The sequence below is a fragment of the Streptococcus oralis genome (genome assembly GCF_026782125.1).
GTDB lineage: Bacteria > Bacillota > Bacilli > Lactobacillales > Streptococcaceae > Streptococcus > Streptococcus oralis_CE.
The window spans coordinates 37,005-62,468 of the sequence record NZ_JAKUVY010000007.1; the positions used below are offsets into that span (position 1 = coordinate 37,005).

General features: G+C 42.9%; 24 protein-coding genes and 1 pseudogene. 20 read left to right on the plus strand and 5 right to left on the minus strand.

Annotated features, from left to right (window positions below; genetic code table 11):
* Positions 1-140 precede the first annotated feature (140 nt).
* The gene (strH, locus tag MK385_RS08050; protein ID WP_268725777.1) at positions 141-4,172 is read right to left on the minus strand and encodes an LPXTG-anchored beta-N-acetylhexosaminidase StrH; all 4,032 of its coding nucleotides are present in this window, start codon (positions 4,170-4,172) and stop codon (positions 141-143) included.
* A 302-nt stretch (positions 4,173-4,474) separates the two neighbouring features.
* The gene (locus MK385_RS08055; protein ID WP_001007181.1) at positions 4,475-5,191 is read right to left on the minus strand and encodes a GntR family transcriptional regulator; all 717 of its coding nucleotides are present in this window, start codon (positions 5,189-5,191) and stop codon (positions 4,475-4,477) included.
* A gap of 334 nt (positions 5,192-5,525) precedes the next feature.
* Between MK385_RS08055 and MK385_RS08060 the strand changes: the two genes are divergently transcribed.
* The 15 genes from MK385_RS08060 to MK385_RS08130 all read left to right on the plus strand — a co-directional run bounded on the left by MK385_RS08060 (position 5,526) and on the right by MK385_RS08130 (position 18,547).
* A complete protein-coding gene (locus MK385_RS08060) occupies positions 5,526-7,313 on the plus strand; it encodes a glycoside hydrolase family 35 protein (protein WP_139658215.1) in 1,788 nt (595 codons plus the stop codon).
* The gene (locus tag MK385_RS08065) at positions 7,310-7,786 is read left to right on the plus strand and encodes a PTS sugar transporter subunit IIB (RefSeq protein ID WP_000156968.1); all 477 of its coding nucleotides are present in this window, start codon (positions 7,310-7,312) and stop codon (positions 7,784-7,786) included. The genes MK385_RS08060 and MK385_RS08065 overlap by 4 nt, the downstream gene beginning before the upstream one ends.
* 26 nt (positions 7,787-7,812) lie before the next feature.
* Complete coding sequence (locus MK385_RS08070) at positions 7,813-8,718, plus strand: PTS mannose/fructose/sorbose/N-acetylgalactosamine transporter subunit IIC (protein ID WP_000616996.1); 906 nt, start codon at positions 7,813-7,815, stop codon at positions 8,716-8,718.
* A complete protein-coding gene (locus MK385_RS08075; protein WP_000185284.1) occupies positions 8,705-9,526 on the plus strand; it encodes a PTS system mannose/fructose/sorbose family transporter subunit IID in 822 nt (273 codons plus the stop codon). The genes MK385_RS08070 and MK385_RS08075 overlap by 14 nt, the downstream gene beginning before the upstream one ends.
* Positions 9,527-9,529: 3 nt before the next feature.
* Positions 9,530-9,934 carry a PTS sugar transporter subunit IIA gene (locus MK385_RS08080; protein WP_268725778.1) on the plus strand — a complete coding sequence of 135 codons (405 nt, stop codon included), beginning with the start codon at positions 9,530-9,532 and terminating at the stop codon, positions 9,932-9,934.
* A gap of 223 nt (positions 9,935-10,157) precedes the next feature.
* Positions 10,158-11,324 (plus strand): SIS domain-containing protein, encoded by a 1,167-nt coding sequence (locus tag MK385_RS08085; RefSeq protein ID WP_268725779.1) that lies wholly within the window; start codon positions 10,158-10,160, stop codon positions 11,322-11,324.
* Between the two features lie 10 nt (positions 11,325-11,334).
* Entirely contained in the window at positions 11,335-12,330 is a 996-nt protein-coding gene (gene lacD / locus MK385_RS08090) for a tagatose-bisphosphate aldolase (RefSeq protein ID WP_025169605.1), read from the plus strand.
* A gap of 146 nt (positions 12,331-12,476) precedes the next feature.
* A complete protein-coding gene (locus MK385_RS08095; RefSeq protein WP_268725780.1) occupies positions 12,477-13,514 on the plus strand; it encodes an aldose epimerase family protein in 1,038 nt (345 codons plus the stop codon).
* A gap of 109 nt (positions 13,515-13,623) precedes the next feature.
* Positions 13,624-14,478 carry a VOC family protein gene (locus MK385_RS08100; protein ID WP_268725781.1) on the plus strand — a complete coding sequence of 285 codons (855 nt, stop codon included), beginning with the start codon at positions 13,624-13,626 and terminating at the stop codon, positions 14,476-14,478.
* Between the two features lie 301 nt (positions 14,479-14,779).
* Positions 14,780-15,352, plus strand: a complete 573-nt coding sequence (locus tag MK385_RS08105) for a hypothetical protein (protein WP_268725782.1) — start codon at positions 14,780-14,782, stop codon at positions 15,350-15,352.
* Between the two features lies 1 nt (position 15,353).
* Complete coding sequence (locus tag MK385_RS08110; protein ID WP_268725783.1) at positions 15,354-16,022, plus strand: hypothetical protein; 669 nt, start codon at positions 15,354-15,356, stop codon at positions 16,020-16,022.
* A gap of 115 nt (positions 16,023-16,137) precedes the next feature.
* Positions 16,138-16,809: a hypothetical protein gene (locus MK385_RS08115; protein WP_001226099.1), complete on the plus strand. Its 672-nt coding sequence runs from the start codon at positions 16,138-16,140 to the stop codon at positions 16,807-16,809.
* Between the two features lie 2 nt (positions 16,810-16,811).
* On the plus strand, positions 16,812-17,474 hold the full coding sequence (locus tag MK385_RS08120) for a hypothetical protein (protein WP_268725784.1): 663 nt from the start codon (positions 16,812-16,814) through the stop codon (positions 17,472-17,474).
* A gap of 76 nt (positions 17,475-17,550) precedes the next feature.
* Positions 17,551-18,093, plus strand: a complete 543-nt coding sequence (locus MK385_RS08125; RefSeq protein WP_000159878.1) for a DUF3592 domain-containing protein — start codon at positions 17,551-17,553, stop codon at positions 18,091-18,093.
* 196 nt (positions 18,094-18,289) lie between these two features.
* Positions 18,290-18,547, plus strand: coding sequence for a metal-sensitive transcriptional regulator (locus MK385_RS08130; protein WP_002880547.1), 258 nt, complete (start codon positions 18,290-18,292; stop codon positions 18,545-18,547).
* Between the two features lie 222 nt (positions 18,548-18,769).
* On the opposite strand, the gene MK385_RS08135 is transcribed toward MK385_RS08130, so the two are convergent.
* The 3 genes and pseudogenes from MK385_RS08135 to MK385_RS08145 form a co-directional block, all read right to left on the minus strand.
* The gene (locus tag MK385_RS08135; protein WP_268725785.1) at positions 18,770-19,066 is read right to left on the minus strand and encodes a rhodanese-like domain-containing protein; all 297 of its coding nucleotides are present in this window, start codon (positions 19,064-19,066) and stop codon (positions 18,770-18,772) included.
* A pseudogene (locus MK385_RS09815) lies at positions 19,041-19,405 on the minus strand (rhodanese-like domain-containing protein); the annotation flags it as partial. The gene MK385_RS08135 and the pseudogene MK385_RS09815, both read right to left, overlap by 26 nt.
* 9 nt (positions 19,406-19,414) lie before the next feature.
* Positions 19,415-19,723, minus strand: coding sequence for a rhodanese-like domain-containing protein (locus MK385_RS08145; RefSeq protein WP_268725786.1), 309 nt, complete (start codon positions 19,721-19,723; stop codon positions 19,415-19,417).
* A 175-nt stretch (positions 19,724-19,898) separates the two neighbouring features.
* Between MK385_RS08145 and MK385_RS08150 the strand changes: the two genes are divergently transcribed.
* The 5 genes from MK385_RS08150 to MK385_RS08170 all read left to right on the plus strand — a co-directional run bounded on the left by MK385_RS08150 (position 19,899) and on the right by MK385_RS08170 (position 25,412).
* Complete coding sequence (locus MK385_RS08150; RefSeq protein ID WP_268725787.1) at positions 19,899-20,462, plus strand: sugar O-acetyltransferase; 564 nt, start codon at positions 19,899-19,901, stop codon at positions 20,460-20,462.
* 296 nt (positions 20,463-20,758) lie between these two features.
* The gene (locus MK385_RS08155; RefSeq protein ID WP_268725788.1) at positions 20,759-21,523 is read left to right on the plus strand and encodes a nucleoside phosphorylase; all 765 of its coding nucleotides are present in this window, start codon (positions 20,759-20,761) and stop codon (positions 21,521-21,523) included.
* Positions 21,524-21,556: 33 nt separating this feature from the next.
* The gene (locus tag MK385_RS08160; protein ID WP_268725789.1) at positions 21,557-22,936 is read left to right on the plus strand and encodes a TrkH family potassium uptake protein; all 1,380 of its coding nucleotides are present in this window, start codon (positions 21,557-21,559) and stop codon (positions 22,934-22,936) included.
* Positions 22,937-22,949: 13 nt separating this feature from the next.
* Positions 22,950-23,615: a potassium channel family protein gene (locus tag MK385_RS08165; RefSeq protein WP_268725790.1), complete on the plus strand. Its 666-nt coding sequence runs from the start codon at positions 22,950-22,952 to the stop codon at positions 23,613-23,615.
* Positions 23,616-23,771: 156 nt separating this feature from the next.
* On the plus strand, positions 23,772-25,412 hold the full coding sequence (locus tag MK385_RS08170; protein WP_268725791.1) for an SSURE domain-containing protein: 1,641 nt from the start codon (positions 23,772-23,774) through the stop codon (positions 25,410-25,412).
* Positions 25,413-25,464 lie beyond the last annotated feature (52 nt).

A 25,464-nucleotide genomic window follows, 5' to 3' on the forward strand; every position in this document is an offset into this window, starting at 1 on the left:
AAGAAATCGACGAAATCTTCAACCCAGCTTACTATACCAAACGTGTGGATGATATCTTTGAACGTATCGGACTTGGTGACTAATCATAAAATAAAAAAGCGAGATTCAATCTCGCTTTTTTCTATTCTTATTGAAGAGGTTTAGTCTTCTTTTCTCTTAGTCAGTCCGTAGGCTGCTAGAGTCGCCATGAGGCCTGCTGCGACCAAGCCTGCAGAATCTTGACTTCCTGTTGCAGGGAGTTGTTTTTCATCTGCTTTGGCAGTAGTTGGTGCAGTTTGCTCAGCTTTCTCAACGGCAGTGCCGACTTCAACAACTTGAGTGACCGCTTCCTGTGTTACCACGCTATTGACAAGCGTTCTTTCTTCTTTTCCATCAGCACTAGTGCTCACAGAGTAGAAGGCAGTACGGTGGCCGTTAGCTCCTTTAGTAACAACTTGTGTTTGTCCTTTTGGTAATTGAGGATTTTCACGTGTCACAGTAGTGAATGGAATTTCTTCCTCTTGGATGTCCAGTCTAGGTTTTGTTTCTGCGGCTGGAGCAAGACCGTGTTCATCCCCTACATGGGTTACAAGGGTTCCGACTTCAATAACTTGGGTCACTGCTTCTTGGGTCACAAGACTATCTACAATAGTTTTCACTTCCTTACCGTCAGCACTAGTGCTCACAGAGTAGTAATGACTGCGACGACCGTTAGCACCTTTAGTAACGACTTGAGTTTTCCCTTTGAGCAAGAGTGGATTTTCACGTGTCACAGTAGTGAACGGAATCTCTTCTTCTTGGATATCCAGTCTTGGTTTCGCTTCGGCAGCTGGAGCAAGGCCACTTTCATCCCCTTTGTGGGTAATAGGGGCACCGATTTCAACCACTTGGGTCACTGGTTCTTTGGTTACTTGACTATCTAGAACGGTTTCTGTTTGTTTACCATTTTCAGTAAGGACAGAGATGTAATGAGTGCGTTCACCATCTACACCTGGTGTGACAATCTTTTCTTGCTTAGCTGGGAGGTTCGGATTTTCTTTTTTGATAACCTCAAAAGGAATCTTTTCTGCTCTTGCGATGAGTTCCGGTTTGGTTTCAACGTTGGCAGCTAGTTCATTTTCATCGAGGCTTCCTGAGTGAGTTGCCGCTGGTTTGAGGCCTAGGCGGGCTGCTTTGAGTTTGGCTACGAGAGCGTCTAACTCGGCTTGTTTGCTGCGGTTGAGGTTGTAGTTGAGAGCCTCTTTAGCTGCATTTAGGGCATCGAGAGTTTCTTTGCTGTATCCCTCCAAGTTAGTAGGGATTTGAGCAAGCTCCTCACGGAGAGCATTGTAGTCAGCGCGGAAGTAGTCTTTGTTGTGATCTGCGAAGGCAGTCATGAGTTCAAAGATTTCTTCTTCCTTGTACTCGGCACTTGGTTTATCTGCCCAGATAGCAAGCATACTACCAATAGTAGGAAGGTCTACCTCTGGATACTTGGTAGAAGCAAGTTGGTTAAATGGCACTTTACCAGAGTTTTCAATCGCCTTTGATAGTGGGTAGGCTTCGTCTGCTTTGTGATTGCCTAAAACATAGTACCAGTCTCCGTTGGTATTAAGAAGTTTGTAGCCTTTGCTTGCCAGATACTGAGGAGTTGCAAGGTTATAGCCCCACCACCCTTTAGACCAGTAAGAGATGATGACATCCTTGTCAAACTCAACATCATCCTTGTCCTCGTAGTAGAAACCATCGTTGAAGGCCATTGGTTGAAGGCCTCGTTCTTTGGCCATGGCAGCAAGAGTGTTAGAGTACTCAGCAAACTTGCCATAGAGATTGTAGTATTTTAGATAATACCAGCCTTGAGCGTTGGTAGCATCATTAGCGTATTCGTCTGTACCGTAGTTAAAGATCTTAGTCTTGCCTGCAAAGAAGTCCATGTACTTGCCGATAAGGGCTTTTGTAAAGTTCATCGCTTCTTCATTTTCAAGGTCCATGGTTGTTTTAGAGACCTTGTCAAAGTTGGCTTGAGGGTTTGCGATACCTAATTTTTCCATAGCGACAAGCATGGCATCCATGTGACCTGGGCTATTGATTGCTGGGATGAGTCCGAGGCCTTTTGATTTTGCGTACTCGATCAATTCAGTGATTTCAGCCTGGCTAAGAGTGGTTCCGTTTGGATCATCGTAGTAAGCTTTTGTTCCTTCAATGATGGCATTTTTGACATCGTCACTTGCATAAGTTTTTCCGTTAGCAGTGATAGTCATGTCATCAAGTAGGAAGCGAAGTCCGTCATTTCCTAGGAGGAGATGCACATCAGAATATCCAAGTTCGCTAGCTTTATCAATGATACGTTTGAGTTGCTCAGCTGAGAAGTACTTACGTCCAGCGTCGATTGAGATCACCTTGTTCTTGGCAAGTTTTTCAACTTCGCGTTTTGCATCTTCTTCTTTTTGAGCTTCTGGTGTGAAGGTCAAGTTGCTAACAGCTTCTTGGAGTTTTGCGATTGCCTGGTCAATGGTGTCTTGTTGGGCGCGACTGAGGTTGCTATCGAGTGAGCGAATAGCTTTTTCAGCTTCTTTTACAGCTGCGACACTTTCCGCAGTATAGCGGTTAAGGTCTGTCGGGACTTCTTTCAGAGCTTGCTCAGCAGACTCATAGTCGGCAGCAAAGTATTCAGCATTGGCATTTGCGAAGCTACGCATGAGTTTGAAGAGACGTGATGGAGAATAGCGTTGAGCTGGGTCATCGGCCCAAGCAGCTACCATACCACCGATGAACAGAATATCTGCTCCTTCAGATTTTGGTACAGAAGTGATTGGAGTGTTCTTGATTCCATTGAGCCCTTGGTCCAGGTTGTACCAGCCTTGGCCGTCGGCATTTCGTCCGAGAACATAGTACCAAGCATCGTTGGTATTGAGAATTTGGTGACCTTTCTCAACTAGAAGTTTAGAAGAAGCGACGTCATATCCGCCCCATCCACCAGTCCACATAGAAACGATGATATCTTTGTCAAAGGTTCCAAAGCTTGTATCGCTATTGTAGTAGATACCATCGTTAAAGGCCATTGGTTTGAGACCGTGAGATTTGACGATGCGAGCTAGGTCATTAGCATAAGCGATAAATTTGTCATAACCCTTATCTGGGAAGCCATCTTCGGGATACCACTTGTAGGCTTGAAGAACGCTCCACCCTTTAGCATTTGTGGCATCGTTGGCATACTCGTCAAGTCCGATGTTAAAGATGTCAGTCTTACCAGCGAAGTAAGCAGCATACTTGTCAATCAGAGCTTTGGTAAACTCAATAGCTTCTTTGTTATCAAGGTCAACAGTACGGGCAGATTCTTTACCAAAGTAGTTGAAGTTAGGATTTTGGATGCCTAGTTCTTTCATGGCATGTAAAATGGCATCCATGTGGCCAGGGCTATTAACGGTTGGGATTAGACCGATACCTTTATCTTTGGCATAGTTAATCAAGTCTGTCATCTGGCTCTCTGTTAAGTGGTTACCGTTTGGATCCTTGTAGTAGGCATCGGTTCCGTTTTCGAGTGCACGTTTGACATCGTCGCTTGCATAGGTTTTGCCATTGGCTTTGATCGTCATGTCGTCTAACATAAAACGCATGCCATCATTTCCAACTAGTAAATGAAGATCAGTATAGCCATAGTGTTTAGCTTTGTCGATGATTTCTTTGAGTTGATCTGGAGAAAAGTACTTACGTCCAGCATCAATTGAGATCATTTTTCTTTTAGCCAGTTTTTCATTTACCTGAGGTGCTCGTTCAGTGCTAGGAGTAGTTGCTGCAGGTGTAGCTGCTTCATTTTTCTTTTCTGAAGGAGTGTTTTCTGCAGGAACTTCAGTTGAAGCAGGACTTTCTTTCTCAGTAGTCGGAGTAGGACTAGTATTTTCTGTCACAACTGGTGCAGTTGTCTCTTCCGTTTTTGGAGCAACTGTATGAGGAACCTTCTTGTCTTCTTTGACATCCTCTTTTACAGGCTCTTCAGCCTTTTCTTCCAGTTTTTCTGGGACCTTGGGCTCTACAACTTCTTCGGGTGTTTGTGGACTCTCTTGGACAGTTTGAACCGTTTCCTCAGCTGTTGGAGCCGGAGTAATCCCGTCGGCAGCTACGACTTGTGCACTAAAAGCAAATCCTATAAGTACAGAAGCTGCTCCAACCGCGTATTTACGAATGGAGAAGCGCTGTTTCTTTTCTAGTTTCATGACAAAACCTCCTTGTTGTTATCGCGTATGATAGCGTTTACATAAAACCAATTTTATTTTATTATCTAAGGAATGAAATGTCAAGTGGGTTTATATAAGAACTATAATAAATAGAGGAAATCATAAGATTTAGGAGAAATTTGCTAATAAGGGATAAAACCGAGGAAAAACTAAACGAAATTTTACCTTGTTTTTAGTAAAAATGCTACTAATTAAATAAGAGGCCTTCATGGCATTTTCACAGCTTCATTCTCGTGCTATAATAAATACAGAAAAAGCCTGAGCTGGGCTCAGGCTTTTTCTTAATGACCTCGGTTACATGAGATGAATTTGATTTTGTAGTAGTCTGCTCGCTTATAAGTTTCACTATAGGCAAGGACTTGGCCAGTGGCCTCAAGTTTTGTAGTCTTCGTTTGGAAGACAGTTGGGAATTGTGTATCGATTCCGAGTACAGAAGCAGCATGCTCTGGTGTTGGGAATGCGATTTCGTTGATTTCCTCAAAGTGTTCATCACTCATGTGAATGCGGTAATCCAATTTGAAACGTGTATAGATAGAGCTATAATAATCAAGATTTGGATAGTTGGCATTGATGTATTGCTCAGGAATATAAGATGTGTGGTAGATGTATGTCACGTCGTTTGTCTGACGAATACGTTCAATCTTATAGTAGAATTGATCTCCACGCAGTCCAAGTTTATCTAAATATTCAAGTTTGTTTCCGCGCTCGATAGAAAGGACAGTAACTTTATCGTCTTTTGTTTCAAAGATTTCGACATCTGAAAACTCAACGAGTTTGTGCTTGCGGGCACGTGAAACGAAAGTACCTTTACCTTGTTGGCGGACAATGTAGCCGTCTTTAGCAAGGTCGTTCAAGGCACGAACAACTGTGATTGAACTCACATCGTACATCGCGATCAATTCGGCTTCTGTATAAAATTTATCTCCACTTGCAAATTGACCAGAGATGATTTTGTTTTTTAATTCATCTTTAATATATTGGTATTTAGGAATAGCCATAAATTTCACCTCGATTCTCTTTCTCCAATTTTGATTTTACCACAAATATAGAGAAAAGAGTAGTATTAAGGTCAAAAAATTAAAATAATAGACTAAAAATGTTATTTTACATGTAAAAAAATTCATTTGATGTTCTTGTGAATTATCATACATAAAAAGATCGTTTTCATGCTATTTTTTCATGTTATTTTTAGATAATTTCGGTAAACGGTAAGTAAAAAAATAGAAAAATTTTAAATAATTTTCTAAAACCTATTGACAAATGCAAAAGATTTGATTATAGTTAATATTATAATAAATGAAAGCGCAAACTTAATTAGTCAGAGGTAATAACATGACAAGATTTAAAATTGAGGACGATTTCTATTTAGACGGAAAACCGTTCAAGATTTTATCCGGCGCCATTCATTATTTTAGGATTCCAGCAGAGGATTGGTATCATTCGCTCTATAACTTAAAGGCGCTTGGCTTTAATACAGTCGAGACTTATGTGGCTTGGAATTTACACGAACCTGTTGAAGGGGAGTTTGATTTTGAAGGTGCCAGAAATTTGGAGAGATTTCTTCAAATTGCACAAGATCTGGGTCTCTATGCCATTGTACGCCCGTCTCCATTTATCTGCGCGGAATGGGAATTTGGTGGCTTGCCGGCTTGGCTCTTGACAAAGGGCGTGCGAATTCGCTCGTCCGACCCGGCCTACATCGAGGCTGTTGCTCGCTATTATGACCAATTATTGCCAAGGCTTGTGCCTCGCTTGTTGGATAATGGCGGAAACATTCTTATGATGCAAGTCGAAAATGAATATGGCTCTTATGGAGAAGATAAGTCTTATCTACGAGCGATTCGGAAATTGATGGAAGACCGAGGGATTGATTGCCCACTCTTTACTTCAGATGGTCCATGGAGGGCTACTCTGAAAGCCGGAACCTTGATCGAAGACGATCTCTTTGTGACAGGGAACTTCGGTTCTAAAGCTCCATACAACTTCTCACAAATGCAAGAATTCTTTGATGAGTATGGCAAAAAATGGCCCCTCATGTGTATGGAATTCTGGGATGGCTGGTTCAACCGTTGGAAAGAACCCATCATCACTCGTGATCCTAAAGAATTGGCAGAAGCTGTTCGAGAGGTATTGGAGCAAGGCTCTATCAACCTTTACATGTTCCATGGAGGGACAAACTTTGGTTTCATGAATGGTTGCTCGGCTCGAGGAACTCTGGATTTGCCACAAGTCACATCTTATGACTATGATGCCCTTCTCGATGAAGAAGGAAATCCAACTGCTAAATACTTAGCAGTCAAGAAGATGATGGCAACCCACTTCCCAGAGTATCCACAGTTGGAACCACTCTATAAGGAAAGCATGGAGATAGGGTCCATTCCATTGGTCGAAAAAGTTTCCTTGTTTGAAACCCTGGATAATCTCTCTAGTCCTACTGAAAGCCTCTATCCAAAAGCGATGGAAGAACTTGGTCAAAGTTATGGCTACCTTCTCTACCGCACTGAGGCAAGTTGGGATGCAGAAGAGGAACGTCTCCGTATCATCGATGGACGTGACCGAGCTCAACTCTTTGTAGATGGTCAATGGATTGCTACTCAATACCAGACAGAGATTGGTGAAGATATCTACTGTAAGGGCAACCGAGAAGGCTTTTCAGAAATTGACATCTTGATCGAAAATATGGGGCGTGTCAACTACGGTCATAAGTTCTTGGCAGATACGCAGCGTAAAGGAATTCGTACAGGTGTCTGCAAGGATCTACACTTCATGTTAAATTGGAAACAATATCCACTTCCGTTGGATAATCCTGAGAAAATTGATTTTTCAAAAGGATGGACAGAAGGACAACCGGCCTTTTACGCTTTCGACTTTACCGTTGAAGAGCCTAAGGATACCTACTTAGATTTATCTGAGTTTGGTAAGGGAGTTGCCTTTGTCAACGGGCGTCACCTAGGACGTTTCTGGAATGTCGGCCCGACCCTCTCACTTTATATCCCTCATAGCTATCTCAAGCAAGGTGATAACCGCATCATCATCTTTGAAACTGAAGGTGAATATAAAGAAGAGATTCATTTAACTCGTAAACCTACACTAAAACACATAAAGGGGGAAAACTTATGACAATTGTAGGATGCCGTATCGATGGACGTTTGATCCACGGTCAAGTAGCCAATCTTTGGGCTGGAAAATTAAATGTTTCACGCATTATGGTTGTAGACGACGAAGTTGTTAACAACGATATTGAAAAGAGTGGTTTGAAGCTTGCGACACCACCAGGTGTGAAACTCAGTATCTTGCCAGTTGAGAAAGCAGCAGCAAATATCCTTGCTGGTAAATACGATAGCCAACGTCTCTTTATCGTTGCACGTAAACCAGACCGTTTCCTTGGTTTGGTCGAAGCAGGTGTTCCGCTTGAAACACTTAACGTCGGCAATATGTCTCAAACACCAGAAACTCGCTCTATCACGCGTTCTATCAACGTGGTAGACAAGGATGTGGAAGACTTCCACAAACTGGCAGAAAAAGGTGTTAAACTCACTGCTCAAATGGTTCCAAACGATCCCGTATCAGACTTTTTGAGCTTATTAAAATAGGAAAAAATTTTTAGGAGGTCATTGTTATGATACAATGGTGGCAAATTTTACTTCTCACTTTGTACTCAGCTTATCAAATCTGTGATGAGTTGACAATCGTTTCATCTGCAGGTTCCCCTGTATTCGCTGGTTTCATTACTGGTTTGATCATGGGAGATGTGACAACTGGTTTGTTTATCGGTGGTAGCTTGCAGTTGTTCGTTCTCGGGGTTGGTACCTTCGGTGGTGCTTCTCGTATCGACGCAACTTCTGGTGCGGTTCTTGCAACAGCATTCTCTATCTCTCAAGGTATTGATACAGACCTTGCGATTACAACAATCGCTGTACCAGTAGCAGCACTTTTGACATACTTCGACGTTCTTGGACGTATGACAACTACTTTCTTTGCACACCGTATTGATGCTGCGATCGAACGCTTTGACTACAATGGTATCGAACGCAACTACCTACTTGGTGCGCTTCCATGGGCTCTTTCTCGTGCCCTTCCAGTATTCTTCGCCCTTGCTTTTGGTGGAGAATTCGTACAAGGTGTTGTAAACCTTGTTAAAGAATACCAATGGGTTGCAGACGGTTTGACACTTGCAGGTCGTATGCTTCCAGGTCTTGGATTCGCTATCTTGCTTCGTTACCTTCCAGTTAAACGTAACCTTCACTACCTTGCAATGGGATTCGGTTTGACAGCTATGTTGACTGTTCTTTACTCATATGTAACAGGTCTTGGTGGAGCTGTTGCGGGTATCCTTGGTACTCTTCCTGCTGATGTTGCTGAAAAGATTGGCTTTGCTAACAACTTCAAAGGTTTGTCTATGATCGGTATCTCTATCGTAGGTATCTTCCTTGCAGTTGTTCACTTTAAGAACAGCCAAAAAGTAGCTGTAGCAGCACCTTCTACACCATCAGAAAGTGGGGAAATTGAAGATGACGAATTCTAATTACAAACTTACAAAAGAAGATTTTAATCAAATCAACAAACGTAGCTTGTTTACTTTCCAATTAGGTTGGAACTACGAACGTATGCAAGCTTCTGGTTACCTTTACATGATCTTGCCTCAATTGCGTAAAATGTATGGGGATGGAACTCCTGAATTGAAAGAAATGATGAAAGTTCATACTCAATTCTTCAATACTTCTCCATTCTTCCACACAATTATCGCTGGTTTTGACCTTGCCATGGAAGAAAAAGATGGTGTAGGTTCAAAAGATGCCGTTAACGGTATCAAGACAGGTTTGATGGGACCATTCGCTCCTCTTGGAGACACAATCTTTGGTTCACTTGTACCTGCTATCATGGGATCTATCGCAGCAACTATGGCTATCGCTGGCCAACCATGGGGTATCTTCCTTTGGATCGCAGTTGCAGTTGCTTATGACATCTTCCGTTGGAAACAATTGGAATTTGCCTACAAAGAAGGGGTTAACCTTATCAACAACATGCAAAGTACTTTGACAGCTTTGATTGACGCTGCATCTGTACTTGGTGTCTTCATGATGGGTGCTCTTGTAGCAACAATGATCAACTTTGACATTTCTTACAAATTGCCAATCGGTGAAAAGATGATTGACTTCCAAGACATCTTGAACTCAATCTTCCCACGCTTGCTTCCAGCAATCTTTACTGCCTTTATCTTCTGGTTGCTTGGTAAGAAAGGTATGAACTCTACTAAAGCGATCGGTATCATTATCGTTCTTGCAGTAGGTCTTTCATTCATTGGTAAATTCTTGCTTGGAATGGGCGCATAATTTATGATGAAATCGTTAATTTTGGTGAGTCATGGTCGTTTCTGTGAAGAACTTAAAGGTAGCACTGAAATGATCATGGGTCCACAAGACAACATTCATGCAGTGGCTCTTCTTCCAGAAGATGGCCCAGAAGAATTTACTGCAAAATTTGAAGCTGCTATCGAAGGATTGGATGATTTCCTAGTCTTTGCGGACCTTCTCGGTGGTACACCATGTAACGTGGTAAGCCGTTTGATCATGGAAGGTCGCGACATTGAACTCTACGCAGGAATGAATCTTCCAATGGTGATTGAATTTATCAATGCCAGCCTTACAGGCGCAGATGCGGACTACAAGAGCCGAGCTGCAGAAAGCATTGTAAAAGTCAACGATCTGTTAGCGGGCTTCGATGATGACGAAGATGAATAATACTCTTCGAAAATCAAATTCAAACCACGTCAGCGTCGCCTTGCCGTACTCCAGTACAGCCTGCGGCTAGCTTCCTAGTTTGCTCTTTGATTTTCATTGAGTATACGATGTGATAACGTGAAAATCGTTAGAACATCTTATATAGAATATACATGGGAATGGGAGTCACTCCCATTCCCATATTTTCAATAGGAATGAAACAACAATAGATTAGAGGAACTCTATGCTAAATTACACAAAAGAAGAATTACTTGAACTGGGTGCAGAAATCACGACTCGTGAGATCTACCAACAGCCTGATGTATGGAAAGAGGCTTTTGAAGCCTATCAAGCAAAACGAGAAGAAATTGCAGCATTCCTACAAGGAATTGCTGATAAGCATGACTATATCAAGGTCATCTTGACGGGTGCTGGTACTTCTGCTTATGTGGGAGATACCTTGGTGCCTTACTTTAAGGAAGTCTATGACGAACGCAAATGGAATTTCAATGCCATTGCGACAACAGATATCGTTGCCAATCCAGAAACTTATTTGAAAAAAGATGTGGCGACTGTCCTTGTTTCCTTTGCTCGTAGTGGGAATTCACCTGAAAGTGTGGCGACGGTTGATTTGGCCAAAGCCTTGGTTGATGACCTCTATCAAGTGACCATTACATGTGCTGCAGATGGTAAATTGGCTCTTCAAGCTCATGGCGATGAGCGCAATCTTTTGCTCTTGCAACCAGCTGCTTCCAATGACGCTGGATTTGCCATGACTTCTAGCTTTACGTCCATGATGCTAACAGCTCTCTTGGTTTTTGATCCTACAGAATTTGCTGTGAAAGCTGAACGTTTTGAAGTTGTGTCTAGCCTTGCCCGCAAAGTTCTAGACAATGCAGCAGATGTTAAAGGGCTTGTAGACCTTGACTTTAACCGCGTCATCTATCTTGGTGCTGGTCCTTTCTTTGGCCTTGCTCATGAAGCTCAGCTCAAGATTTTGGAATTAACAGCTGGTCAAGTGGCGACCATGTATGAAAGCCCAGTTGGCTTCCGTCACGGTCCAAAATCATTGATCAACGAAGATACAGTTGTTTTGGTATTTGGTACAACGACAGACTACACTCGCAAGTACGACTTGGACTTGGTTCGTGAAGTGGCTGGTGATCACATTGCTCGTCGTGTCGTGCTCTTGAGTGATCAAGCCTTTGGTCTTGAAAATGTCAAAGAAGTAGCCCTTGGTTGTGGCGGTGTCTTGAACGATATTTACCGTGTCTTCCCTTACATCGTTTATGCCCAACTCTTTGCCCTATTGACTTCACTCAAGGTAGAAAATAAACCAGATACACCGTCTCCTACTGGTACCGTAAACCGTGTGGTACAAGGTGTGATCATTCATGAATATCAAAAATAAGGAAGTGTCTATGAGTAAATTACAATTAAGTCCCAATAAAGTAGCTTGCTTGCAAAAACTCTCTGACGAGAACGGCATTATCTCAGCTCTTGCCTTTGACCAACGTGGTGCTTTGAAACGCCTCATGGCTCAATACCAAACAGAAGAGCCAACAGTGGCTCAAATGGAAGAACTCAAAGTCTTGGTAGCAGATGAATTGACAAAATATGCATCCTCTATGCTTCTTGACCCAGAGTATGGTCTTCCAGCTACAAAAGCGCTTGATGCCAATGCTGGTCTTCTCCTTGCTTATGAGAAAACGGGTTATGACACAACTAGCACTAAACGCTTGCCTGACTGCTTGGATGTTTGGTCTGCCAAACGTATCAAAGAACAAGGTGCAGATGCTGTCAAATTCTTGCTTTACTACGATGTAGACAGCGCTGACGAACTCAACCAAGAAAAACAAGCCTACATCGAACGTATTGGTTCTGAGTGTGTGGCAGAAGACATTCCATTCTTCCTTGAAATCTTGGCTTACGATGAAAAAATCGCTGACGCAGGTTCTGCAGAATACGCTAAAGTGAAACCACACAAGGTTATCGGTGCTATGAAGGTCTTCTCAGACCCACGCTTCAACATCGATGTCTTGAAAGTGGAAGTTCCAGTCAACGTCAAATACGTTGAAGGATTTGGCGATGGTGAAATCGTTCATACACGCGAAGAAGCAGCAGCCTTCTTCAAAGCTCAAGATGAAGCAACAAATCTTCCATACATCTACTTGAGTGCAGGTGTGTCAGCTAAACTCTTCCAAGAAACACTAGTCTTTGCCCACGAATCAGGCGCAAACTTCAACGGCGTTCTTTGTGGCCGTGCTACATGGGCTGGATCAGTTGAAGCCTACATCAAAGACGGTGAAGCAGCAGCTCGTGAGTGGTTGCGTACAACAGGTTTTGAGAACATTGACGAACTCAACAAGGTTCTTCAAACAACAGCGACTTCATGGACTGAACGTGTAGAAGCATAAAATGAGAATAGAAGAATTCCCTTTTGTTAAGAAGATATTTAAGGTTTTCTGACAAAGGATTCTGAAAATAGAAACTACAACCATAGATGGTGCATACACTCTCTATGGTTTGTTTACTTAAGAGAAATGGATTAAAGGAGAGAAGAATGAAAGCATACACAGAGCGTGTATTTGGAAATCATGAGTGCAAGGATGTCTTGGCCTATCGCTTTGAGACTGACAGTGGCTACCAACTTGAGGTCATGACTTATGGTGCAACCATCTTGCGCTATGTCACACCTGACAAGGCTGGAAATTTTGCCAATGTGATCTTGGGCTTTGATGATTTTGATAGCTATGTAGGCAATAGTCCCAAGCATGGAGCAAGTGTAGGTCCTGTAGCGGGCCGTATTGCAGGTGCGACATTTGAACTCAATGGCCAGACCTATAATCTTGAAGTCAATAATGCTAGCAACTGTAACCACAGTGGTTCAACAGGTTGGGATGCGAGCTTGTTTGAATTGATTGAGGTGAGCGACCATGGCTTGACTCTCTACACAGAGCGTACAGACGGGACAGGAGGATTCCCTGGTAATCTCAAGATCTGGATCAGCTACCACTTGGAAGAAACTGGTGCCTACGAAATCAGCTACAAGGTAACGACTGATCAGGATACGCTGGTCAATCCAACTAATCATAGCTACTTCAACTTGTCTGGTGATTTCACGCAGACAATTGACCGTCATGTCTTCCAATTAAATACGGAGGGCATTTACCCAATTGCCCCGGACGGTGTGCCAGCAAAAACTTCAGATGCTGATCGCGATGTGGTGAAACACATCTACAATGGTGCTTTGCTCAAGGACATCTTTGCAGAGGACGATGAGCAAATCCAACTGGTATCTGGTTTGGACCACCCATTTGCCCTCCCTGCAGGTCATGACAATGCTGGTTTCCTTTATGACCAAAACTCAGGTCGTTTCCTGCTTTTCAAGACAGAGGCTCCTTGCTTTGTGGTCTACACCGCAAACTTTGTGGATGAGAGTGTCGTCATAGCTGGTCAGCCAATGATTCAGCACAATGGGATTGCCCTTGAAGCTCAGGCCTTACCAGATGCCATTCACAGTGACCTCAAAGACCAAGTCATTCTCAAAGCAGGGCAAACCTTTACCAGCAAAACTCGCTACGAGCTTGTTGTAAAATAAAAAGAAGAGCTGGTTTCCAGCTCTTTTGAGTTGTCTTCGTTGACATTTTATCTCAATAGTGTATAATTGTTGTAATCTATAAAGTTACAACAAAAAAGGAGACACCCCTATGACTTATGCATACCAAAGCCACATTTACCTAGCCGAGGTGGTTTTAAATGTCAAGGATTTGAAGAGTCAGACGGCTTTTTATCACCAGATTATTGGCTTGGAGATTTTATCTCAAACAGAGACAGAAGCGATTTTGGGACTTGATCGAAAGGCCTTGGTCCACTTGATTGCGACTGAAAAAGCTGGGGAAGTAAGGGAGCGTTATGGGCTCTACCATCTGGCGATTTTGTTGCCAACAAGAAAAGCTTTGGCAGATGTCTTGAAACACCTAAGTGACTTGCAGATTCCTCTGGTCGGGGGTGCAGATCATGGATACAGTGAGGCTATTTATCTAGAGGATTTGGAAGGAAATGGCATTGAACTCTACCGTGATAAGCCAGTGTCTTCATGGGATATTCGAGAAGACGGCCGCATTATCGGTGTGACCGAAGCCCTTGCGGCACAGGACATTTATGAGTTAGGGGAAAAGGTGGATCCCTTTATCCTAGCTGAAGGGACGAGAATGGGGCATATCCATCTATCGGTGAAGGATAGCCACGCGGCGAGTCAGTTTTATCAAAAGGTGTTAGGGTTAGAAGATAAATTTAGCATTCCTAGTGCTAGTTGGATAGCGGCTGGTCAGTACCATCACCACCTGGCTGTCAATGAATGGGCTGGAAAAGGTCTGACTCCGCGTGAGCAAAGCTTGCCAGGCCTGGCCTACTATGTCCTTGAGGTCGAAAGCAAGGAGGAACTCTTAGCCATCGTTAAGCAAGCACAAGAGGTAGAAGCTCCGATTAAGTGGTTACATTCGAGTGAAGTGGATCTTGTAGACCCGGATGGGATTGTGACCCGTATTCGCTTGGAACGATGAGATGAGGAAAACACATCATAGACATAGAAAAAGCGAACAGGCTCGTATTCTGTTTTTAGAATGCGGACTTGTTCGCTTTTTATGGAATGACGAAGCCTTTCTTGGCCCTAGCAAATGTATCTGCCGGGGATATTTTACCTTTTCTGGGGGTTCATGCTATAATACTAATAAACTTTTCTTTCTCTAGGAAGGCAAACGCCGAAAATCGGCTAAACTGCTGGCAATCGTTGTCACGAAGCTTTTAAGAGAAAGTAGAACTTTGTTTGAACATCCGTATTGAGTTTAGGAGACGGGAAATAAGATGGACACAAGTGTAAAAAATTTAATCAGTATGGGCCCTCTGGAGGACTCTTTTATCTATTATGATCTGAAGAATCAAGTATTCTACGGTGTAAAACAAGGCATGAATTATTCAGCCATTGCAGCCCCTATTGCAATCTATTCCTTCCAACGGCTGTCAAAGTTGCTCAACCAAACCTTTGGAGATGTCTCATCCCCTTTCAACCTGATTTTCTTTATCCTGATGTCTCTGTTTTTAGCTTTTGGGACCATTCTCCTTGCCAAGTCTACCCGACGTAACATGAAGACAGATAGATTTAGAAAAGTCCGGCTGACAAAAGCCAATATCAAAACACTTAGGAGAAAATCTAGATGGACCGTCCTAGTTGAGATTTTTTGTTTCCTTATGATACTGTTTTCCATCTATCGCTATTTTAGCTATTCTGATTTTCAGTTCTTGATTATGTATATGTTAGGGCTTTTTTCACTTGTTTATATTGTCTATGAATTTCAGATGAAAACACGCAAACGACTGTTCAAAGAGCTGATGGAGACATTACAGGACGGTAGCAGAGGGAAAGAGGGAGAAATGTAAGATGAGAAAAATCATTTATATAGGCCAAGGATGCCAGCAATCCGTCTACTATAACACAAGGACGAGAGAGGCTTTAGCGACAGAATATAGCAACTTGCCAGATAGTGAAGGCGCCATCAGTTCAAAGAAATCCAAGTGGCCTTGGGTTCTCTTCTTTGCTTTCTTGCTAGTTGCTATCATCAGTATTTGGATTCGTTCCTTGATAGCGCCCTTTAGATTGAGTGAGTGGATGATTCCGATCCATCTAGTCGCTATCTTTTTCGTTTTTATCGGAAGTGTTTATGGATTTGAAAAACTGTTCTACAGTGGGGCTAAGTCACTTGTCCCAGCAAGTGAAGAGCAGTTTAAAGAAGCGGTTGAAAGTAGTAAATTTTGGAAAAAATCTCCGGATAAGGAACCAACAGTCGATAAAATCATCTTGTATCTATTTGTTATCCTCGTTCTTCTATTTGTTTTTGTTATTGTTGTGTTCTTTGCCATACCTGGGACCTTCATTCCCTACTATGAACATGAATGGTTTGAGCCGTCCATGTTCATGGTACCCATCGGAGCAACAATCGTACCAATTAGTGTCGTACTGCTCTTGTTCCAAAACAACCCAATCCGCTGGCTCTTAGCCGTACGAAAATACAAGCAGGGAAAAGTATTATTTGGGGAGGAGAAGAACTAGAAACACGAGAGAAACGCTAGTACCATTACCAGTGGTTGGTGATGTTTTATCAACAACCTATGATAAAATTGAAGTTTCTGATTATAGTGATTGGTGGAAACTGTGGTGATTTTATATGAGAAAAATAATTTTTATTGGACAGAGCGGTGATAAGGCCGTTTACTATAACACGCGAACAAAAGAGGCTCTAGTAGCTGATAAGAGTGCCTTGTTAAATACAGAAGGGGCTAGGAGATCGAATAGGGGGATTGCTCCTTTAATTGCTATATTCTCTTTGTTAGGTTTACTCGGAGGATTTGTTGCAATACCAATTTTCTCAGGCCTTCGTTATAATAGTGGGATGGTTCCTATTTTTATTCTTTGTCTTTCCTTTATCCTATTTGGATTTATATGGATGATGGAAGTCGCCTTATATAAAGGAGTGAAACGAGTCCAAGGAGCAACAAAGAAAGAGTTTAAAGAAGCAGTTTATTCAAATTTGTTCTGGGAAAATTTTAGTGAGAAAAAAGCGACGTTTGCGAAAATGTTGGCTTTTATGATTGTCATGCTACTAGTTTTTATGACTACTATAGTAATATTTGCTGCTGCAATTCCGGGCACTATTGACTCATTCAATAAGCAAGAGGCATTTGATATACAAATCTTTTTCTCGCCTTTAGCAGGTCTCTTTCCTGCCTTGTTGTACCTTTTCTTATTCCAAAACAACCCTATCCGCTGGTTCTTAGCTGTGCGAAAATATGAACAGGGGAAAGTGATATTTAATGAAGAAATAGAAAAGAGAGGATGATAATGTCACAAGAGAGATATTTGCAGATCAAAAAAGAGCATCAAGTTCGTAAGTTTGTGGGGCGTTTCCTCTTCATTCTTCTCGCTATACTCGATGTTCTACTGGTATCAAGTCATTCCAATTATGTCCCGCTTGTAACGGTGGCTATGGTAACGATTGTGCCTTTTAATCATTTTCTACTTGGTCCTCTTAGGAGACAGAAAAAAGCCATAGAAAAAGAGTATCCAGAATGGAAAATACTCAGTACAAAGGGAGTAAAGGTTCCCTCGGCTGAAGCCAATAAAAGAACCTTGGCTGGTATTGGGATCTTGATGGCCTTGCTGTTGTCTTTTGGGCTATTCTATAAACCTGTGAAACAGCCGAACGTCCAAGTAAACAATCCGCCTAAGCTTGATTTTAACACGCCTGGAACGTCCAAGTCTTCTGAGTCTGAGTCGTCCAGTTCCTCTAAGACCAAAGAATCCAGTTCCCCAGAATCGAAATCCTCGTCTTCGACTGAACAAAGTTCTAAAACCGAAAATTCAGGAACAAAACCGTCAAAAAGCGAGTCCAATAATCCCTATTACCAGATTCCAGGACTTACTGACGAACAGGTGAGAGATATCATATCGAAATCTGTGAAAGATTTGAGAGAAAAACAGTCAAAAGAAAAATCCGAAGAGTAGACTCGAGGACATCGATGTCCTTTCTGGATGAGTTAGTTTTGAGATTTTACTGTATAGAATAACTGGAGGAGTTCATATGACTAAAGAAGTGATTGGTTTGATAGTTGGGACAGTCGTCACTCTCCTATCTTTTGTGTTTGTATGTGGGACCTTTCTCTACCTCTATCTTCGAGATCAGAAGTTGGTCCGCCTTGCCAAGTCATCCGTTCCTGGAACGGTTATCGGCTATAGCCGTTTTCGTGAGGGGTATCCACCTATCGTCGAATACACGGTGGATGGGATTGCTTATAAGAAAACCTTGCAGTATTTTATGTTCAAAACGGTCACAATTCCGTGGGGGACTACTAAATTTTTAAAGGACTATACAAGAGAAGATATGCTAGCGCCTTCGATTACTCGCTACAGTAACTCCTTTGTTTCCTTCAAACGCTTGATGCAGACCCATTTCCCCCTTCATTCGGAGCTGACGGTCTGGTATGATCCAGACAAGCCGGCCAGGGCCTATGTCGAACGTTACAGTGGAATGGACAAGTTTTACAAGTGGTTTGGTATCGGATTTGGGCTGGCTCTAGTTCTAGTCTATGGGATAGTGATCCTAGCCTTTTTGTCCAAGATATAAGGCATAACTAATCGGATACTTGATTTCTCGATCGTGCTTCAAGGAGGACAGAGTTTCTTTTCCATTTCCATGCTTATCAATTTTTTCTTTCTGATACAGAGGAGAGGTTGCCTCCTACAAATACAGACAGGAAGTGAATTTTGACAAAGCCCCTTATTCGAGATATAATGAACAAAAAGTGACCAAGGATAAATTAATGACAAACTCAAAGTATATCACACGCCTGAAACGTTCAGAGGGTCAGTTGCGTGGGATTCAAAAGATGATTGAAGAAGATCGTGACTGCGCAGATATTGTTACGCAGTTGACAGCAGTGAAATCTAGCGTTGAGCGCGTGATTGAGATGATCATTACTGAAAATCTCACTGACTGTATCAACCAACCACTAGACGACCCCGAGGCTCAAAAGGAACGCCTAGAAAAGGCCATCCGATACCTGATTAAACGGAAGTAAACTAATTTGCTATTGATAAACAATGCAGACAAAGGTATTTAAGTCTATTTCGATAAAGAAATCATGTTGGACAAACGGCTGAGTTCCCCAAATACCAATGAGAAGACCTCTTTTTAGATACCATCAATGTGCTTCGTTTTTTAGAGGTGACGGGCTACGTGCCCTATATCAGTGGGTTGCAGAAATGAAAAAACCGATTAAGTTCCTTAATCGGTTTTTTCATTATTCTACTTGACCGGGCCAAGCATTCATACCACCTTCTACATTGATAACGGTGAGGCCTTGGGCGCTTAGAAATTCACAAGCAGATGCGGAACGGACTCCACCTTGACAGATGACATGGTATTCCTGGTCAGGTTTGAGTTCTTTGTAACCTTGCTCCAAGGTACTTAAAGGCAGATTTTTGGCACCTGGTGCATGTCCTGCTTGGAATTCGTGCACTTCACGTACATCGATAAGGTTTATATTTTCATTTAGGTATTTTTCATAAAAGTCAGCCATGCTGATACTCGTTTCCATATTCGACTCCTTCTGGATTAGCCATTTTGTATAGTGAATAAGCGGCGTCAAGGTTTTGGACGGTAAAACCTGCCGCTAGAGGATACGCTCTGTGATCTAGCTGCGCAAAACGCTGTGGCAACTAAGGATGTAGACCTGGTTCTTGTCCGGTTCATCTAAGCTCTCCCCTAGTTTATTTAGGGGGATATGAATGGTATCGACCTTGGGTCGCTCCCCTGAAATTCGCCACTTATCTGCACATCTAGGAATTTTGGCCCTTAGTCAGATTGTCTTCGAGCGGACACCTTGGATATTGTCGCTCAGACCCTCGATAAGGTTCAAGGCTGCGTAGCCAATTATTTTATGCTTCTAGATGACCTTGCCTGTCCAAGCGCTCATACCGCCTCGAACATTGATGACATAGTAGCCTTTTTTCTTTAGCTTTTTCGCAGCTAGTTTGCTTCGTACACCTGAATGACAAATGACATAAAGTGTTTCTTTTGTTGCAGGTGTATAAGAACCGATTTCCGTTAAAGGAACATTTTTGGCATTTTTGATATGACCTCTACGGAATTCCATAGGCGTCCGAACATCCAGTAGCTGAATTGGTTCTCTGAGTTTAGCTTCTAACTCGCTGGTAGAAATACTGTCAATTTTTGTAAATAATAAGTGAAACATAGGCACCTCCAAACATACCCTTACGGGGTATATTAAACCATGAAGTCAATCTTTTGTCAAGCAACTTGTTTTGACTTGGGAGGGAATTAGTTTCGAGAGTCTAGAAAGCAGGCTATTTTTGACCTTTCAAAGGCTTTTTGATATGATGGGTCCAAAGTAAGTATGAGGTGATAAGATGACCAGTGAATACCAGAAAATGATAGCAGGGGAGCCTTACCGTCCGTCGGATCCTGAATTACAGACCTTGGCGCAGGCTTCTCGCCAAAAACAGTCTGCCTTTAACCGAGAAGAAGATCCCTTGAAGGGAGCGGATATTATCAAGACCTGGTTTGGTTCAACCGGGGAAAATCTCTATGTCAATCCACGCTTGGTGGTCGATTATGGAGTCAATATCCATCTAAAAGAAAATTTTTATTCTAATTGGAACTTGACCATGCTGGATGTTTGTCCGATTCGCATCGGGAACAACGCCATGATTGGTCCCAACTGTCAGTTTTTAACCCCACTCCATCCACTGGATCCGGATGAACGCAATTCAGGGGTCGAATACGGCAAGCCCATCACCATTGGAGACAATTTCTGGGCTGGAGGTGGCGTCATTGTCCTTCCTGGGGTGACACTGGGAAATAATGTCGTTGCAGGAGCAGGGGCCGTGATTACCAAGTCTTTTGGAGACAATGTTGTCCTAGCTGGGAATCCTGCGCGTGTCATCAAGGAAATCCCTGTGAAAGAAAATTAAAAAGAGACCGGTTTTTGTCGAGCTCGCTGAGGGAATTCTTTTCAGTAAATAGTTAGCTGACACTAAAGATTAATATTGTCCAATAGTAATTAAAAAACGAATGAATGATAAGTAGTTTTCCTGTAACTAAATATCATCATTCGTTTTTATAGTAGTATTTTTAGGTTTTAAAGTTTTTCACTAGACTTGTTTTAATTGGCATCTTATTTGTAGGTTGGGGAAGAGTATTTGATTGCCACTTCCTTGACACTCCGTCAGTTTTTGATACAATAGTACAAAATTACAGGAGGTGGGCTATGATTCAGAAACATGCAATTCCCATTTTAGAGTTTGACGACAATCCCCAAGCGATCCTTATGCCAACGCATGAGGGATTGGACTTAAAGTTGCCAAAGAAGTGTATCTATGCATTTTTGGAGGAAGAGATTGACCGCTATGCTCAGGAAGTAGGTGCTGACTGCATTGGTGAGTTCGTTTCGGCCACCAAGACTTATCCAGTCTACGTCCTCAACTACAAGGGCGAGGAGATCTGTCTGGCCCAGGCACCCGTGGGCTCTGCCCCAGCGGCCCAGTTTATGGATTGGTTGATTGGCTATGGTGTGGAGCAAATCATTTCCACTGGAACCTGTGGCGTCCTAGCTGATATAGAGGAGAATGCCTTTCTCGTCCCTGTTCGCGCTCTGCGAGATGAGGGAACCAGCTACCACTATGTAGCGCCTTCTCGTTATATGGAGATGCAGATTGAGGCTATCTCTGCTATTGAGCAAGTCTTGGAACAAAGAGGTATTCCTTATGAGGAAGTTATGACCTGGACGACAGATGGTTTTTACCGAGAGACGGCTGAAAAGGTGGCTTATCGTAAGGAAGAAGGCTGTGCTGTTGTGGAGATGGAGTGCTCTGCTCTTGCGGCAGTGGCCCAACTACGTGGTGTTGTCTGGGGGGAATTGCTCTTTACTGCAGATTCCTTGGCAGATCTGGACAACTACGACAGTCGTGACTGGGGCTCTGAAGCTTTTGATAAGGCACTCGAACTCTGTCTTGCCATTGTGCACCACATGTGAGTGCTCTTACTGTTTTTATGGTAGAATGTAGTTATGTTATTCAAATCTTTTTTGGAAAAAATCAGGACGACACTGGGACGTTTATCGCCAGCCCGTCGCATCTTTTTAAGTTTTGCCCTAGTTATCTTCCTGGGTTCGCTCCTTTTAAGCCTTCCCTTTGTGCAAGCAGGAACGTCACAAGCGACCTACTTTGATCATCTCTTTACGACTGTGTCTATGGTCTGTGTGACAGGGCTCTTTACCCAGCCAGTAGCCTCTACTTACAATATCTGGGGCCAGTTGATCTGTATGATTTTGATCCAGATCGGTGGATTGGGTCTCATGACCTTTATCGGAATCTTTTATATCAAAGGCAAGCAAAAGCTCAGTCTTCGTGGTCGTGAGACTATTCAAGAAAGTTTTAGTTATGGAGAAACCCAGTCTCTAAAGGATTTCATCCGTTCAATCTTTCTGACGACTTTTCTGGTGGAAGGGATTGGTGCCTTTCTCTTGAGTTTTCGCTTTATCCCCGAATTTGGTTGGGGGCGAGGGATTCTAACCTCTATCTTTTTGGCTGTTTCAGCTTTCTGTAATGCTGGATTTGATAATTTTGGAAGTACGAGTTTGGTAGCCTTTCAAACGGATCCCTTAATCAATCTAGTGATTGCAGGTTTGATTATCACGGGGGGGCTAGGATTTATGGTCTGGTTTGATCTAGCGACCCAGTTTGGAAAAAAGAAAAAACGGCGCCTGCGTTTCCATACCAAGTTGGTTCTCTTTTTAACGGCGGGAATTTTGCTCTTTGGAACCGTATCGACTTTGTTCATCGAGTGGAACAACCCTGGAACGATTGGAAATCTCAGCGCTCCAGAGAAACTGCTGGTTAGTTTCTTCCAGACCGTCAGCATGAGAACGGCAGGCTTTGCTTCTATTGACTACACCCAGGCTCGACCGGTGACCTTGTTCATCTATATCTTACAGATGTTTCTGGGAGGGGCGCCTGGAGGGACAGCAGGGGGGCTCAAGATTACGACCTTCTTTGTCTTGTTGGTCTTTGCTCGTAGTGAACTATTGGGCTTGCCTCATGTTAATGTGGCTCGGAGGACCATTGAACCCCGAACCGTACAAAAGTCTTTCAGTGTCTTTATTATCTTCTTGCTAACTTTCTTGCTGGGCTTGATCCTGCTAGGAATAACAGCAGAGGGAAATCCGCGCTTTATCTACCTCATGTTTGAGACCATTTCAGCCCTTGCAACTGTTGGGGTAACGGCAAATTTAACGCCGGAGTTAGGCAAGATAGCCCTCAGTATCGTTATGTTGTTGATGTTTATCGGCCGTATTGGCCCATTGACACTACTGGTCAGTGTAGCGGAATACCAGCCAGACAAGAAAGATACGATTCACTATATGAAAGCAGATATCACTATCGGATAAGAAAGGAAAAACGATGTCAGATCGGACAATTGGAATTTTAGGCTTGGGAATTTTTGGGAGCAGTGTTTTGGAAGCTCTAGCCAAGCATGACATGAATATCATTGCTATTGATGACCACGAGGAACGTATCAATCAATTAGAACCTGTGCTAACTCGTGGGGTAGTGGGCGATATTACGGATGAAGAACTCCTTCTATCAGCGGGGATTGACACCTGTGATACCGTAGTCGTCGCAACGGGTGAAAATCTGGAGTCCAGTGTTCTCGCGGTTATGCACTGTAAGAGTCTAGGAGTGCCGACCGTCATTGCCAAGGTCAAAAGCCATACAGCTAAAAAGGTGTTGGAAAAAATTGGCGCAGACGCAGTCATCTCACCAGAGTTTGAAATGGGGCGCTCATTGGCACAGACCATCCTCTTTCATAACAGCGTAGACGTTTTTCAGCTGGACAAGAATGTATCGATTGTCGAGATGAAAATCCCCCAATCATGGGTAGGTAAAAGCCTCAGTCAACTAGATTTACGTGGGCGATACAACCTCAACGTACTTGGCTTTCGTGCCTACGAAAATGCTCCTCTGGATGTCCAATTCGGACCCAATGACCTTTTGCAGGCAGATGCCTACATCATGGCAGTCATTAATAACCAACATTTGGACACTCTAGCTGAACTGAGTGAGTAGGAGAGGAAGGGCTACTCTCTTTCCAAATAATTAACGAGTCAATATAAGTATTTCATAAGAGGGATTTAAGAAAAATTTTAACTTTTTCTTAATCCTTTTTAATTTTAGGAGATTATACTAGAGTCATCAAAAAAAGAAAACTCTAAGGAGAATCCTATGAAATTCAATCCAAATCAGAGATATACTCGTTGGTCTATTCGCCGTCTCAGTGTCGGTGTTGCTTCAGTTGTTGTGGCTAGTGGCTTCTTTGTCCTAGTTGGTCAACCAAGTTCTGCGCGTGCTGATGTCGTCAATCCGACTCCTGCCCAAGTCGTGTCAGATGCTGCTTCGGTGAGTGAAAAGAGCGACTTACCAGCAGAGCTTCTCAAAAAAGCAGTCGATGTAGCTCTTCCTTCAGAACAGTCTATTCCAACACCTAAAGCAAGTGTGGATACCACAAGCTCTTCAGAAAAAGCGGACGCAACTGCTAAAGAGCCGGTAGTAGCACCAAAAGAAGAAGTGCAAGCACAAGCTGACTCTAAGAAACAAACAGAAGATGCAGTTAAACCTGTGGAAAGTCCTGAGTCTACAGTTTCTGGACAAGACCGTGAAGCCAGTGAAGCACAACCAGCGACCACTCCAGCTGAAGTCCAAAAAGGTGTGGCTGACAACACCAAAGATACAGTAGATGTCCCAGCTTCTTACTTGGATAGAGCTAATTTCCCAGGACCATTTACAGCTGGTGTCAACCAAGTCATTCCATACGAATTCTTCGCTGGTGATGGCATGTTAACTCGTCTTATCTTGAAAGCCTCTGATAAGGCTCCATGGTCAGATAATGGAACAGCTAAAAATCCTGCTCTCCCACCAGTAGAAAAATTGGGCAAAGGCCTTTACTTCTACGAAGTGGATTTAGCAGGCACCCAAGGAAAATCAGATAAAGAGCTGCTTGACCTCTTGAAACAAAACGGTACACAAAGCTATAAAGCTACCATCAAGGTGTATGGTGCGAAAGACGGCAAGCCTGACTTAACTAATCTGGTAGCGACTAAAGATTTGGATGTTAACTTGAATGGTTTGACCACTCCAGCTGAAGTGCAAAAAGGTGTGGCTGACAACACTAAAGACACAGTAGATGTCCCAGCTTCTTACTTGGATAGAGCCAATTTCCCAGGTCCATTCACAGCTGGTGTCAACCAAGTCATTCCATACGAAGCTTTTGGTGGAGATGGTATGTTGACTCGCCTCTTGTTAAAAGCCTCAGACAAAGCCCCATGGTCAGACAACGGAACAGCTAAAAATCCAGCTCTATTGCCACTTGAAGGCTTGGCTAAAGGTCAATATTTCTACGAAGTGGATTTGAATGGCAATACGGTTGGCAAAGATGGTCAGGCCTTGCTGGATCAACTTCGAGCTAACGGAACACATACGTATCTAGCTACTGTTAAAGTCTATGGTTCTAAAGATGGCAAACCTGATTTGACTAATCTGATTGCTACTCGTCAAGTAACGATTCAGCTTCGTGGAAAAGAAATGGCGACAACACCATCTCAATCAGGTCAGATGAATACGAAGCCTTCTGAAACAGGCTCTACAGGTACGACTGAGGGTATGATGGGTACAAATCACCATATGTCAGATATGAAAGTAGATCAACCAGCTTCTAGCCCAATGGCTAATATGATGAAAAAAGATGATAAAGCGATGCTACCAAATACTGGGGAAGCTAAAACGGCTACAGCAGGCCTTGGTATCTTTGGTCTAGCCTTGGCAGGTCTTGTTGGACTTTTGGGTTTGACAACCAAACGAGAAGATTAAGATTCAAATCACTTAAACATTAGAGAAAATAGTGTTATACTAAAGCAAGTAT